Genomic DNA, 13,195 nt, shown 5'->3' with positions numbered 1-13,195 from the left:
GTGGGGGGGGGGGGGGGGGCCCCCCCCCCCCCCCCCCCCCCCCCCGCGTTGGGGGGGGGGGGGGGGGGCGGGGGGGGGGGGGGGGGGGGGGGGGGCCCGAGGCCGCGGCGTTCCCCACCTCACCCCGCCCCTCTCCCCCCCAAGGGGGCGGAGAGGGAGACTGAAGGCCGATGCCGATTCTGTAAAATATCGTTTTTTTCGCGGATTTATGGATATATTAGGGAATACGGCCGAAGGGGCCGCCGTCCTTCATGCGGTGAACGACCATGCGAGCGGAATTCTTTGAACGGATGATCGAGGGGCCGGACGCCGCGCCCGAACGGCCCGACGGCGCCTCCGTCGGCGAGGCGGTGTTCAGTGAGATCCGCAACGACATCCTGCTGGGCGCCCTGCACCCGGGCATGAAGCTCAAGCTGGCCAGCCTGAAGCGCGACTACGACGTTTCCATCAACACGCTGCGCGAGACCCTGATGCGCCTGGCCGCCGAGGGCCTGGTGCTGGCCGAGGGGCAGAAGGGCTTCCGGGTGGTGCCGGCCTCCATCGACGATCTGCGCGAGGTGACCGAACTGCGTCAGCTGATCGAGTGCCACGGGCTGAGGAAGTCGATGGAGCTGGGCGACCTCGACTGGGAAGGCCGGGTGGTTTCGGCCCACCACATGCTGGCCTGCAGCGAGCGGCTGATGATGCAGGATGCCGCCAAGCACGGCGCCGAGTGGCAGAATTTCGACCGCCAGTTCCACGTCGCGCTGATTTCGGCCTGCCGGTCGCGCTGGATCATGCGCATGCACAGCGTCATCCACGACCAGTTCCGCCGCTATCAGATGCTGGCCCTGAAAACCATCGGCTTCCGCGGCGAGGAACTGGTCGACGAGCACCGCAAGATCCTGGAATACACCGTCAACCGCGACGTCGAGGCGGCGGTGACGCTGTTGGCCGCCCACATCCAGAAAGGTTCCGAACTGCCGGTCGGCACGGGCGGCTGAGGCCTGACGCCCTCCCACAGTCCGCTCCCTCCCCTCTCTGCCCTTCAGGGGGGAGAGGGAGGGGCCCGCGACGGCGCGGGAGGGTGAGGTGGGCGGTGCCGTCGCATGGGATTCCCCCACCTCACCCCACCCTCTCCGCCCCCAAGGGCGGAGAGGGAGCGAATACCCCCGGAAAATCGTCAATGGGCGCAAAAATATCGATGAAACGCAAAAAATAGGATATTCGTTGACGTCCTGGACTTAACTCGACTACGCTTCCTGCCAATGGGCCGAACCCGGCGCTTCCCGAAGCGCTCGGGGCCAAAAAAACACGGCGGCCCGAAGACTCGCAGGGAGATCGGGCCATGCGCCTTTCGCGATCGTGGAACCTTCTCCCGGCATCCAGCGCCCCATTCCGAGGACGCGCCAAGAGGAGGACGGGAACGATTCGATGAAACGTCTCTGCGAGCTCTATTTCAAACTCGCCAGGGTCCTGCTTGCCCTGCTGCTCTCGGGCATGGTGGTCCTGGTTTTCGGCAACGTGGTGCTGCGCTACGCCTTCAATTCCGGCCTGACCATTTCAGAAGAGCTGTCGCGCATCTTCTTCGTGTGGATCATCTTCCTGGGCGCCACGGTGGCGCTGGCCGAGCACGGCCATATCGGCATCGATTTCGTGGTCAAGAACATGCCCCGCCCGGTCGCCAAGGCGATGGCGGTGCTGGGCAGCCTGATTGTGCTGGGCTGTTGCGTGCTGATGCTGAGCGGCAGCTATACCCAGTCGGTGATCAACCTGACCGTGGTCACCCCGGTGCTCAACTGGTCGATGACCGTCTACTACGGGGCGGGCCTGTTCTTCGCCGTCGTCGCCATCATCATCATCCTCGTCGATATCTGGCGCGTGCTGGCCGACCGGCCGGCCATCGCCATCGGCGCGCCGGCCCGTGAACGGGCGGCCACCGGGGAGGCGCCGCGATGACCGTCATCGTCTTCGTCGGCTCGCTTCTGGGGACCATGGCATTGGGCGTGCCGATCGCCTTCGCGCTGCTGGCTTCCGGCGTCGCCCTGATGATCCAGCTCGATGTCTTCGACGCCCAGATCGTCGCCCAGAACGTGGTCAACGGCGCCGACAGTTTCCCGCTGATGGCGGTGCCCTTCTTCATCCTGGCCGGCGAGGTGATGACGGCGGGAGGCCTTTCGAAGCGCATCGTCGCCTTGGCCATGGCCTGCGTCGGCCACATCCGCGGCGGGCTGGGTTATGTCACCATCATGGCGGCCTGCGTGATGGCCAGCCTGTCGGGCTCGGCGGTCGCCGACGCGGCGGCTCTGGCGGTGCTCCTGATGCCGATGATGCTGGCGTCGGGCTACGACAAGGGCCGTTCCGCCGGCCTGGTGTCGGCCGGCGCCATCATCGGGCCGATCATCCCGCCTTCCATCCCCTTCATCATCTACGGCGTCACCGGCAACGTCTCGATCATCCGCCTTTTCCTGGCCGGCATCTTCCCCGGCATCATCCTTGGGTTGGGCCTGGCGGCGACCTGGTACTTCGTATCCCGGCGCGGCGACATCACGCTGCCGGTGGCCCAGACCAACCAGATGCGCGCCCGCGCGCTGATCGAGGCGGCGTGGGCGCTGGTGCTGCCCTTCATCATCATCTTCGGGCTCAAGTTCGGCGTCTTCACGCCGACCGAGGCCGGCGTGGTGGCGGCGGTCTATTCGATCTTCGTGTCCTTCGTCGTCTATCGCGAGCTGACGGTGAAGCGCTTCTACGAGGTGCTGGTGGCCTCGGCCAAGGTGACCAGCGTGGTGATGATCCTGGTCGCCTGCGCCACGGTGTCGGCGTGGCTGATCACCATCGCCAACCTGCCCCTGCAACTGGCCGGCTTCCTGGAACCCCTGATGGGCAACCAGACCCTGCTGATGCTGGTGATCGTCGCCATCCTGCTGGTCATCGGCATGGGCATGGACATCACCCCGACCATCCTGGTGCTGACCCCCGTCCTGCTGCCGGTGGTCAAGATGGCGGGCATCGACCCCGTCTACTTCGGCGTCATCTTCATCGTGACGGGCTCGATCGGGCTCATCACGCCGCCGGTGGGGACCGTGCTCAACGTCGTGTGCGGGGTCACCAAGCTTTCCATGGAGGACCTGACCAAGGGCGTCTGGCCGTTCCTGTTCACGGAAGTCGCCATTCTGCTGCTGTTCGTGTTTTACCCGAAACTCATCACGGTTCCCGCCAGCTGGTTCTTCGGCTGAGGGAAACGGGTCGAGTGCGTTGCAACCGATGGCACCCATCGCAGAAAGGGGCGCCACACAACTCAAGGAGGCAGTCGATGCTTTGGACCACCAAACGTGCTCTCGCCGGGCTGGCCATTCCGCTCGTGCTGGCCATGACCGGCTCCGCCTACGGCGAAATCCGGGCCCATGAAGTCAAGTTCGCCGGCGCCAACCAGAAGGGCCATCCGCAGGTCACCGGGATGGAGAAATTCGCCGAGATCATGAAGGCGAAGAGCGGCGGCAAGATCGTCGTCAACGTGTTCCCCGGCGGCGTACTGGGCGGCGACGTGCAGACCGTCTCGGCACTTCAGGGCGGCGTCGTGCAGATGATGGTGCTAAATGCCGGCATCCTGCAGAACCTCGCCAAGCCCTTTTCCTCGGTCGACCTGCCGTTCCTGTTCACCAGCCCGCAGCAGGCCGACAAGGTCATGGATGGGCCATTCGGCGACCACCTGAACGCCATGCTGCCGGCGAAGGGGCTGGTCAGCCTCGGCTATTGGGAGCTTGGGTTCCGCAACCTGACCAACAAGAAGCGGCCGGTGGCCTCGCTCGACGACTTGAAGGGCCTCAAGATCCGCATCATCCAGTCGCCGATCATGGTCGACCTGTTCGGCGCGCTCGGCACCAACGCCGTGCCGCTGGCCTATACCGAGCTTTACACCGCGCTCGAGACCGGCACGGTCGACGGCCAGGAGAACCCCTACGCCAACATCATCGCCGCCAAGTTCTACGAGGTTCAGAAGTACCTGACCAACACGCGGCACATCTACAACCCGCAGATCGTTATCGTGTCGAAGAAGTTCTGGGACGGGCTCAACGCCGACGAGCAGAAGCTGTTCAAGGACGCCGCCGTCGAGGCGCGCGCCTTCCAGCGCAAGGTGAACCGCGAGAAGGATGCCGACTTCCTGAAGCAGATCAAGGAACGCGGCATGCAGGTCACCGACCTGACGCCGGCCGAGTTGGCCAAGTTCCAGGCGGCCGTCAAGCCGGTGGTCGACAAGTACACCAACGACATCGGCGCCGAAACCATGAAGCTGCTGCAAGCCGAACTGGCGAAGGCGAAGTAACCGAAGCGGAAGCCAGGCGACCGCGGGACGGGATCCGTCGTCTTCGTCCCGCCGCCGCGGCGCTTGGCCCCCACACTCACGACCCGGCCGGCATCAAGACCAAGAAGAGGAAGAGGAAACCCATGATCCAGCTCGGACTGATCGGCGCCGGGATATCGAAATCGTCGGCCCCGCGCCTGCACATCTTCCTGGGCCAGATGTACGGCCTGCCGGTCGATTATCTGCGCATCGATTCCAACGAGATTGCCGACTTCAAGTTCGAAGACGCCCTGGCCCGCTGCGCGAGAGAAGGCTATCGCGGCGTCAACGTCACCCATCCCTACAAGGAAGTGGTACGCAAAAAGGTCGAGGTCGCCGACCCCTCCGTGGCGCGCATCGGCGCCATCAACACGGTGATCTTCGAGCCGAAGTCCTGGCAGGGCTTCAATACCGACTTCAGCGGCTTTTCGGGCGCCTTCCGGCACCGCTTCGGCAAGGCGTCGCCAGGGATCTCCCTCATCGTCGGGGCCGGTGGCGTCGGCAAGGCGATGGCCTTCTCGCTGGCCCGCCTGGGCGCCAGCAAGATCTGGCTCTACGACGTCGAGAAGGCGCGCGCCGACGGCTTGGCTGCGACCTTGAAGGCGGCCGGTATCGCCACCTCGGTGATCGCGGAGGGTGGCCTCAAGGATGCTGTCCGCACGGCCGACGGCCTGCTCAACGGCACACCGCTCGGCATGTTCCAGCACCCCGGCAACGCCTTCCCGGTGGACGCCATCGGCGGCCAGCGCTGGGTGTTCGATGCCGTCTACACGCCCTTGGAAACCGAATTCCTGAAATGCGCCAAGGCGAAGTCGATCGACATCCTGTCGGGCTATGACCTGTTCCTGTTCCAGGGCTTCGACGCCTTCACCATCTTCACCGGCGTCGCCGTCGACGCCGAGGCCGCGATGAAAACCTTCCCGCCACCCGATACCCTGTCCGCCGCCCCCATTCGCACCTGAGGGGCCGGCGCCACACCTGCCCCCCTTCGCCCCTCTCCGCCCATATTGGGGGGGAGAGGGGGAGGAGGACAACAACAAGCTCCTCCTAGAGGTACCGCGCCAGGGCTTCGATGATGGCGTCCGTCACGCCGCGCGTGGTCGCCCGGCCTTTGAGATCGGGGGTGTGGTTCCTGGGCTCAAGCAGCGCGTCGGCCACCGCCTTCTCGATGGCCTCGCCACGCGCCGTTTCGCCCAGGTAGCGCAGCAGCAGGGCGGCCGAGAGGATCTGCGACACCGGGTTGGCCACCCCCTTGCCGGCGATGTCGGGCGCCGTACCGTGCACCGGCTCGAACAGATGCGCCCGCCGCCCGAAGGTGGCGCCGCCGCCGATGCCGATGCTGCCGGCCACCGCCGAGGCGAGGTCGGACATGATGTCGCCGTACTGGTTGGGCATAACGGCGACGTCGAAGGAGGCTGGCCTTTCGACCAGGCGGGCGCAGGCGGCGTCGATGTAGATCTCCTCGAATTCGATGTCGGGATACTCGGCGGCGATGCGCCGGGCGGTGCGCAGGAACAGGCCGTCGGTCTGCTTCAGCACATTGGCCTTGTGGGCCACCGCGACCTTCTGGCGGGCGTGCCGGCGGGCGAATTCGAAGGCGAAGCGCACCACCCGTTCCGAGCCTTCGCGCGTGATCACCTTGAGCGCCACGGCGGCACCGTTCTGGGTGGTGTATTCGTTGGCGATGTAGATGTCCTCGCTGATCTCGCGCACGATCACCGCGTCGAGCCCGGGGCCGGCGGCCGGCACCCCCGGGAAGGCCCTGGCGAGGCGCACGGCGGCGAAACCGCCAGCCTCGCCGCGCAGCGCGTTGGTGGCGCTGTTGTAGGATCGCGGGCGCCGCCCGCTGCCCGGGTCGCGCCGCCATTCGGGCACGATGACCGGGTCTTCCATGGCCACCGCGAAGGGCCCCTTGAAGCCGAGCCCGATGTCGAGAAAGGCCAGCAGCGTCTCGTCGGGCATGGGGGTGCCTCGGGTCTTGCGGGCGTCGTCGCCACCGGGCAGGCGCACCCACTCGATGGCGGCACCCGCGGCGTCCATGACGGCCAGCGCGGCGTCGGTGATTTCCGGCCCGATGCCGTCGCCGGGGAAGAAGGCAACCTTGGTCGTCATTCGGGTCCCTCCGCTCGTTCATTCGTCGAAACGCTTCCCCAGGATAGATACGCCGCGTGAAGGCCGCAACGCCGCCCCGTGGTGACGGTATCGCGAAAAGTGCTATCGTCGCGCCCGGGCAATCCGAAGGGGGAGAATCCGCTTTGCATCTCGACCAGTTGATCCCGGCCGCCGCTATCCTGCTGGCGGTGTCGGTGGTGTTGGTCTCGGTGTTCAAACGGCTTGGGCTGGGCTCGGTCCTGGGCTTCCTGGCGGCCGGCGTCGTCGCCGGGCCATCTGGGCTGGCACTGACCACCGAGGTGGGCCAACTCCGCGAATTCACGGAACTGGGTGTGGTCCTGCTGCTGTTCCTCATCGGCATCGAGATGCAGCCCAGAAAGCTGTGGTCTATGCGGCTGGCCGTTTTCGGGCTGGGAACCGCCCAGGTGCTGGTAACCGGCGTGCTCGTCGCCGGCTATTTCCTCGTTCTCGGCGTCTCCTTCCAGGTATCCGTCCTGCTGGGGATGGGTCTCGCGCTGTCCTCGACCGCCTTCGTGCTGCAGCTGCTGGGCGAGCGCGGCGACATGGCGACGCCGCACGGCCGCAACGCCTTTGCCATCCTGCTGTTGCAGGACTTGGCCATCGTTCCGCTGCTGGCCCTGGTGCCGATCCTGGCCGGCCATGCCGAGCCGGCCGGAGGCGCGCTTTGGACCAACGCCCTGGCGGTGGCCGGCGCCATCGCCGGGGTCGTCCTGTTCGGGCGCCACGTGGTGCCGTTCCTGCTGGGATGGATGGCCCGCCGGCGCAACATGGAAGCCTTCGCCATGGTCGCCGCGCTGGCCGTCTTCGGGGCCGCCTGGGCGATGAAGGCGGCGGACGTGTCGATGGCGTTGGGCGCCTTCCTGGTCGGCATGCTGCTGTCGGCCTGCGAGTTCCGCCACCAGGTCGAGGCCATCATCCTGCCCTTCAAGGGCCTGCTGCTCGGTCTCTTCTTCATCGCCGTCGGCATGTCCGTCGACATCGGCCCGCTGGCCGGCAACCTGCCCGAGATCGCCGGCCACGTCACCGTGCTGATGGCGGTGAAAGCGGCGGCGCTGTTCGGACTCTGCCTCCTGTTCGGCATCGGGCGCGCCACCGCGATGCGCACCGCGCTGCTGCTCTCGCAGTTTGGCGAATTCGGCTTCGTGCTGTTCAGCGCCGCGCTGGCCGCCGGCCTCATCGGCCAGGGGCTGTTCGCCGTCGTCATCGCCGGAATCGCCATCTCGATGCTGGCGACGCCGCCGCTGGCCCGGCTGGGCGACGCGCTGGCGGCGCGCTTCAAGCAGGCGGCACCGGCGCCGGGAGACGTCTCCGCGCCGGCGGCGCAGGAGCGCCCGGTGGTCATCGCCGGCTACGGCCGGGTCGGGCGCGTCATCTGCCACATGCTGACCAAGGCGGAGCTTCCCTACCTGGCCTACGATCTCGACGCCGAGCTGGTCCGCCAGGGCCGGGCCCGCGGCCACAACGTCCATTGGGGCGACATGCGCAATTTCGACCTGCTGCGCGCCGCCCGCCTGGGCGAGGCCGCCGCGCTGGTCGTCACGCTGGCCGAACCCAACGAGGCGCGCCGGCTGATCGCCGCCGTGCGGGCCGCCTTTCCGGGCATCGCCATCCACGCCCGCGCCCGCGACCTGGGCAGCCGCCACGCCCTGCTGGCGGCGGGTGTGCGCGGCGCCGTTCCCGAGGTGGCCGAGGCCAGCCTGTCGATGGGAAGCTTCCTGCTCTCGGCGCTGGGCGTCGCCGATCCTGTGACCGAGGACATGGTGGCCGATCTGAGGCGGGAGGATTACGCCCTGCTGCGCGACCTCGAAATGACCCCGCCGCCCTCGCCCGCTGCCCATCCTTCGACAGGCTCAGGATGAGGTCATTTATTCCACCGTCATGGCCGGACTTGTTCCGGCCATCCACGACTCCGGGCCGATAGAAGGAAGAAAGACGTGGATGCCCGCAACGAGTACGGGCATGACGGTTGAATGCGATCCCCGGCGTCATGGCCGTGACGGGGGAACCCCATCTTTCCAACCGGGTTGAGGGTTTCCGGGAGCGGGCGGTTCGGGTATCCTTAAGGCCATCATCTAAAACGTCCTGCTTCATCGGCAACGCCGCCCCTGGTGGCGCCTAGGAGGTTTTTCATGAAGAAAACGATCGTCATCGTCCTGGCCGTGCTGGTGCTGCTCATCGGCGTCGCCGTCGCCGTGCCGTTTTTCGTGCCGACGGGGATCTACACGGCAAAGATCTCCGAGGCCGTCAAATCGGCGACCGGGCGCACGCTGACCCTCGGTGGGGACGTCGGCTTCTCGCTCTTTCCCAGCGTCGGGGTGACGGCCCAAAATGTCGCCTTCGCCAACGCGCCGGGGGCGGCGGAAGCCAACATGGCGACGCTGAAAAGCCTGGAGGTCCGGCTCAAGGTGATGCCGCTCATCTCGGGCCAGATCGAGGTCGAGAGCTTCGTTCTGGTCGAACCGATGATCCGGCTGGAAATCGACAAGCAGGGCCGCGCCAACTGGACCTTCGATCAGGCCAAGGCCGCCCCGGCCGAACCGGGCAAGCCCACCCAACCCGACGGCCCGGCCATCGGCGGCCTGACGCTGGAAGACGTGCGCATCGAGAACGGCCGCATCCTCTATGCCGACGCCCGCAGCGGGCTCAAGGAAGAGGTCAAGGACGTCGACATGACGGTGTCGCTGCCGAGCCTGGATAAGCCGCTCAAGGCCAAGGGCGGGCTGGTGTGGCACGACAAAAAGATCGACCTCGATGTTTCCGCCGAGAAGCCCGGCGCCCTCATCGCCGGCGGCGCCAGCCCGGCCGCCATCTCGGTGGCGGGCGATCCGCTGAAGTTCGCCTTCACTGGCACCGTGGCCAACGGCCCCCGCCTCAAGGTCGACGGCGCGCTCGACCTTGACGTCCCCTCGGTGCGAGCCCTTGCCGCCTGGGCCGGCAAGCCGATCGAGGCGCCGGGTGAAACCCTGGGGCCGCTGACCCTCAAGGGCACGGTGGCCGTCGACGGCGCCACCTACGCGGTGAAGGACGCCGACATCCGGCTCGACGCCATCGCCGCCAAGGGCGCGGTGAACGCCGCGACCGGCGGCGCCAAGCCAGTGGTCAAGGGCAAGCTCGACGTCGGCGACCTCGACCTTAACCCCTACTTGCCGCCGGAAGCGAAGGACGCCAAGCCGACGCCGAGCCAAGCCAGCGGCCCGGCGGCCGGCGGCGCGCCCGCCACCTGGAGCGAGGCGCCGATGGACATGAGCGGCCTCAAGGCCGCCGACGTCGACTTCGATCTCACCGTGAAAAGCATCCTCGCCGGCAAAGTGCGGGTCGGCCAAAGCGCGCTGGGCTTGAAGATCAAGGATGGCCGGCTGACCGCCGACCTCAAGGAAATGGCCCTCTATCAGGGCACCGGAAAGGGTACCGTCTCACTCGACGCCTCGGGCGCCGTACCCACCATGCGCAAGACCTTCGCGCTTTCCGGCGTGCAGGCCCAGCCGTTCCTGAAAGACGCCGCCGACTTCGGGCGCCTGAGCGGCACCGCCAAGGCCGACTTCGAACTGACGGCCAAGGGCGCCAGCCAGAAGGCCATGGTCGAGAGCCTCAATGGCAAGGGCGCGCTGGCCTTCGAGAACGGCGCGATTACCGGCATCAACGTGGCGGCAATGATCCGCAACGCCGCCAACGCCTTCCTCGACCCCTCGGCCGGCGAGACCCGCCAGACCGACTTCTCGGAACTGGGCGGCACCTTCGTCATCACCAACGGCATTCTCAAGAACGACGACCTGGAACTGAAATCGCCGCTGCTGAGGGTCGGCGGCGCCGGCACCGCCGATCTGCCGAAGCGCACGGTGAACTACCGCATCACCCCCAAGCTGGCCGCTACCACCCAGGGCCAGGGCGGGGCCGCCGAAGTGTCGGGTATCACCGTGCCGGTCATCGTCTCCGGGCCGTGGCACGCGCTCTCCTACCGCCCTGACCTCGAAGGCGCCATCAAGGAGCAGATCAAGGACCCCGCCAAGGCCATGGAGGCGATCAAGAACCTGCGTTCGGGAACCAAGCCCGAGGAGCTGCTGCGCGGCCTGATCCCGGGCGGCCAGGCGCCGGCCGACAGCGGCCCCGCCCCGGCCCAGGAAGCGCCCAAGCCCAACCCGCTGGACGCGCTGAAGGGGTTGATCGAGAGACGGTGAGGCGGCCCCCCCCTCCCTGCCCTCCCCCACAAGGGGGGAGGGAAGAGGGCGGCAGCGTCTCGCCGTCCCCCTCCCCCTTGATGGGGGAGGGTTGGGGAGGGGGTGAACTTTACCGCAGGGCAGCCGTCGCGTCGGCGGCGAATTCCACGCGCACGGTCTTGGTTGCCGGCGGCGGATCGTTGAGCGCGATCTCGAAGGCCGCGCTGTCATGGGGCTTGAGATCGGCGGTGTTGGCTTTGAAGGTCCATTCCTTGATGACGTTGCCGTCGGCGCCGCGGATAGTCGCGGTCAGCGGCGGGATCTTGGTGTCGCGCTCCGAGGTGTTGACCACGATGCCCTGAACGATCAGCCGCTCGATGTTATCCACGGTCTCGACGCGCGGCGGCACCAGATAGACGTGCAGGCCGCCGGTGCCCAGCAGCGGCTGTTCCTCGCACAGGCGGAAGCCGATCTGGGTTCCCGTCGTATCCAGGTACTGATCCACGCAATTGCCCGATGCGTAGCGGTCGTGATCGACGGTCGTCCAGTTGACCCCCAGGCGGGCGTAGGTCCGCTTGCCGGGGGTCGACAGACGGATGGAGTAGAGACCGTCGCCCAGCGCCATTTCCGGCACCACGCGCACCGCGTCGTCCCGCCCCGCCACGCGATAGACGTCGGCGGCAACCCGGAAGGGTTCGCTCTCGGGCGCGCTCCAACGGCTGCCGGACATCGGCGTAATGCCGCCATCCTTGGCGATCCGGCTGCGCACCCACGCCACCCGATACAGCCTGACGGCTTCATCCAACGGCCCGGCCAGGGCGCGAAGGGCGGGATCGGTGACCACGAACTGGGTGTCGCCGCGAAGCGCCGAGCGCTCGGCCCAGGTATCGACCTCCCATTCGCGGTCGCCGTCGAGACGCATGAACTCGCCCTCTTCGACGGTCGCATAGATGCCCGGCTCCTCGGGGATGGCAGCCCCCTCCCTCAGCAGGGAAGGCGTGCCGCACGCGGCCAGAGACAGGCCCAGCAGGCTGACGACATAAGGGGTCCTGAAACGCAAGAACATCGGCATTGTCCTCTCCCATCGTCATACACGAACACGACCCGTCGCGATTTCCCGCGGGCACGCTATTCGGCCTCGACCTCGACATCGGCCGCGGCCCCGATCTCGGCCTCGGCCCCAGTTCCGCCGGCGGCCCGGCCGCGCGGCCGGCTGGCGACGTCGGCCGCGGCCTGGGCGTTGACGCGGGCGTCAAGCGATGCCTGCTCGGCGGCGAGGATGGCCTTGAGCCCGTCGAGCGTGCCCCGGCCCTCGGCCTCGGCCAGGGTGCGCACCTGCGCGGCCGCTGCCAACGCGGCGTCGGCCGCGGCCTGGGCGTCGGCGGCGGCCTTTCTCGCCGCCACCGCCGAGCGGGCCGCTTCGGCGGCGATGGCCGAGCGGGCGGCCACCCGGGCCGAGAGGCGTGCCGACTCGACGAGGGAGGCGATGGCCCGCGAGGCCTTCGTCCCCGCCGGCTCCGGCGCCTTCGGAGGCCGCGTCCTGGCGGCACCCCCGCGGGCGGCCGAGGAAGAGGCGGCGGGCGGCCGATCGTCGATGCCCTCCGTGGTCAGCGCCACGCCGGCGCCGAACGGACCGCGGCCGGTCACCGTCGCCGCCCGGCCCGCCTTGCGGCCGTCGAGCGGTAGCCCGGCCGCGCCCTCCGCGGCCGGCGTCATGTCGACGTCCAGCCGGGCGACGCCTTGGCCGCCCTTTCGGCCCTTCGATGGATCGAGCAGCGAGCCCACGTCGACGCTGTCCCCGACGGCGCGCTCGGCGACGGCGCGGCCGGCCTCCGCCTCGGCGTCGGCCGCCGCCGAAATATCGAAATTTCCGCCCAGGAAAAGCCCGCCGTCGTCGCTATCGGAAGGGCTCGCGGACGTGGCGGCGTCCAGGTCCGCATCCCCCGCCATCGAGGCGCTGGAACTCGCCGCGCTCCCGGCATCGCCGTCACCGCTGGCCGCCCCGTCCGTCGCCGGACCGTCGCTTTCGGTGCCGGACGCGCTGACCCCGGCATCGGCCCCGATCCCGCCGCCGCCGACCGAGGCGTCCGCTCCGGCCCCGACCCCGCCGTTGTCGCCGCTCACGCCCACATCCGCCCCGGCGCCGATCCCGCCGCCGCCGACCGAGGCGTCCGCCCCAACGCCGACCCCGCCGTTGTCGCCACCCACCGAGGCGTCCGCGCCGACGCCGATCCCTCCCCCGCCCACCGAGACGTCCGCGCCGACGCCGATGCCGCCGACCGAGGCGTCCGCCCCCACGCCGAGACCGCCGGAGTCCTGGGCGAGGACGATCCATGACCGTTGCGGCTGGGCCGGCCCCGCCATGGCCTGGGTTGCGGCGAGGGCCAGGGCGAGGGCAACGGCGCTGGCGGTTTCCAAGGGTGCGGTTCGGATGGAGGTCGGCCGCATCGTCTGCTCCTTCTCGACTGTCCTTTCGAAAAAGGCGAAACGCGCGCCGGCCGTCCCCGTCGTCGCGTTCGCGGCGTTACGCCCCGACTGAGGCGAGGCGGACAGACGGATGAAACCGCCGCTGGCGGCGAAAGGTTCC

10 protein-coding genes are annotated in these 13,195 nt (G+C 68.3%); 7 read left to right on the top strand and 3 right to left on the bottom strand.

The window, feature by feature from the left end:
* Positions 1 to 266: 266 nt before the first annotated feature.
* The 5 genes from ODR01_RS20130 (at position 267) to ODR01_RS20110 (ending at position 5,283) form a co-directional block, all read left to right on the top strand.
* Complete coding sequence (locus ODR01_RS20130) at positions 267 to 983, top strand: GntR family transcriptional regulator (protein WP_316979492.1); 717 nt, start codon at positions 267 to 269, stop codon at positions 981 to 983.
* A gap of 430 nt (positions 984 to 1,413) precedes the next feature.
* Positions 1,414 to 1,938 (top strand): TRAP transporter small permease, encoded by a 525-nt coding sequence (locus tag ODR01_RS20125; protein ID WP_316979491.1) that lies wholly within the window; start codon positions 1,414 to 1,416, stop codon positions 1,936 to 1,938.
* Positions 1,935 to 3,215 (top strand): TRAP transporter large permease, encoded by a 1,281-nt coding sequence (locus ODR01_RS20120; RefSeq protein WP_316979490.1) that lies wholly within the window; start codon positions 1,935 to 1,937, stop codon positions 3,213 to 3,215. Before ODR01_RS20125 ends, ODR01_RS20120 begins: the two co-directional genes overlap by 4 nt.
* A 77-nt stretch (positions 3,216 to 3,292) precedes the next feature.
* Positions 3,293 to 4,303: a TRAP transporter substrate-binding protein gene (locus tag ODR01_RS20115; protein ID WP_316979489.1), complete on the top strand. Its 1,011-nt coding sequence runs from the start codon at positions 3,293 to 3,295 to the stop codon at positions 4,301 to 4,303.
* A 122-nt stretch (positions 4,304 to 4,425) separates the two neighbouring features.
* Positions 4,426 to 5,283, top strand: a complete 858-nt coding sequence (locus tag ODR01_RS20110) for a shikimate dehydrogenase family protein (RefSeq protein WP_316979488.1) — start codon at positions 4,426 to 4,428, stop codon at positions 5,281 to 5,283.
* Between the two features lie 85 nt (positions 5,284 to 5,368).
* On the opposite strand, the gene ODR01_RS20105 is transcribed toward ODR01_RS20110, so the two are convergent.
* On the bottom strand, positions 5,369 to 6,433 hold the full coding sequence (locus ODR01_RS20105) for an isocitrate/isopropylmalate dehydrogenase family protein (protein ID WP_316979487.1): 1,065 nt from the start codon (positions 6,431 to 6,433) through the stop codon (positions 5,369 to 5,371).
* Positions 6,434 to 6,576: 143 nt separating this feature from the next.
* Between ODR01_RS20105 and ODR01_RS20100 the strand changes: the two genes are divergently transcribed.
* Positions 6,577 to 8,313: a cation:proton antiporter domain-containing protein gene (locus tag ODR01_RS20100; protein ID WP_316979486.1), complete on the top strand. Its 1,737-nt coding sequence runs from the start codon at positions 6,577 to 6,579 to the stop codon at positions 8,311 to 8,313.
* Positions 8,314 to 8,583: 270 nt separating this feature from the next.
* Positions 8,584 to 10,629 (top strand): AsmA family protein, encoded by a 2,046-nt coding sequence (locus tag ODR01_RS20095; protein ID WP_316979485.1) that lies wholly within the window; start codon positions 8,584 to 8,586, stop codon positions 10,627 to 10,629.
* Between the two features lie 109 nt (positions 10,630 to 10,738).
* Here ODR01_RS20095 and ODR01_RS20090 read toward each other — a convergent pair whose 3' ends face one another.
* Both ODR01_RS20090 and ODR01_RS20085 read right to left on the bottom strand, forming a co-directional pair.
* Positions 10,739 to 11,680 carry an FxLYD domain-containing protein gene (locus tag ODR01_RS20090; protein WP_316979484.1) on the bottom strand — a complete coding sequence of 314 codons (942 nt, stop codon included), beginning with the start codon at positions 11,678 to 11,680 and terminating at the stop codon, positions 10,739 to 10,741.
* Positions 11,681 to 11,736: 56 nt separating this feature from the next.
* Positions 11,737 to 13,056, bottom strand: coding sequence for a hypothetical protein (locus tag ODR01_RS20085; protein WP_316979483.1), 1,320 nt, complete (start codon positions 13,054 to 13,056; stop codon positions 11,737 to 11,739).
* Positions 13,057 to 13,195 lie beyond the last annotated feature (139 nt).

The organism is Shumkonia mesophila, assembly GCF_026163695.1.
In the GTDB taxonomy this organism is placed as follows: domain Bacteria; phylum Pseudomonadota; class Alphaproteobacteria; order Rhodospirillales; family Shumkoniaceae; genus Shumkonia; species Shumkonia mesophila.
The sequence above is the reverse complement of the archived record's forward strand: the minus strand, read 5'-3'. Positions and strand labels throughout refer to the sequence as shown.

Coding starts and splice junctions, on each gene's coding strand:
- ODR01_RS20105 (WP_316979487.1), bottom strand. CDS start 6,433: ATGACGACCAAGGTTGCCTTCTTCCCCGGCGACGGCATCGGGCCGGAA.
- ODR01_RS20110 (WP_316979488.1), top strand. CDS start 4,426: ATGATCCAGCTCGGACTGATCGGCGCCGGGATATCGAAATCGTCGGCC.
- ODR01_RS20125 (WP_316979491.1), top strand. CDS start 1,414: ATGAAACGTCTCTGCGAGCTCTATTTCAAACTCGCCAGGGTCCTGCTT.
- ODR01_RS20120 (WP_316979490.1), top strand. CDS start 1,935: ATGACCGTCATCGTCTTCGTCGGCTCGCTTCTGGGGACCATGGCATTG.
- ODR01_RS20115 (WP_316979489.1), top strand. CDS start 3,293: ATGCTTTGGACCACCAAACGTGCTCTCGCCGGGCTGGCCATTCCGCTC.
- ODR01_RS20095 (WP_316979485.1), top strand. CDS start 8,584: ATGAAGAAAACGATCGTCATCGTCCTGGCCGTGCTGGTGCTGCTCATC.
- ODR01_RS20090 (WP_316979484.1), bottom strand. CDS start 11,680: ATGCCGATGTTCTTGCGTTTCAGGACCCCTTATGTCGTCAGCCTGCTG.
- ODR01_RS20130 (WP_316979492.1), top strand. CDS start 267: ATGCGAGCGGAATTCTTTGAACGGATGATCGAGGGGCCGGACGCCGCG.
- ODR01_RS20085 (WP_316979483.1), bottom strand. CDS start 13,056: ATGCGGCCGACCTCCATCCGAACCGCACCCTTGGAAACCGCCAGCGCC.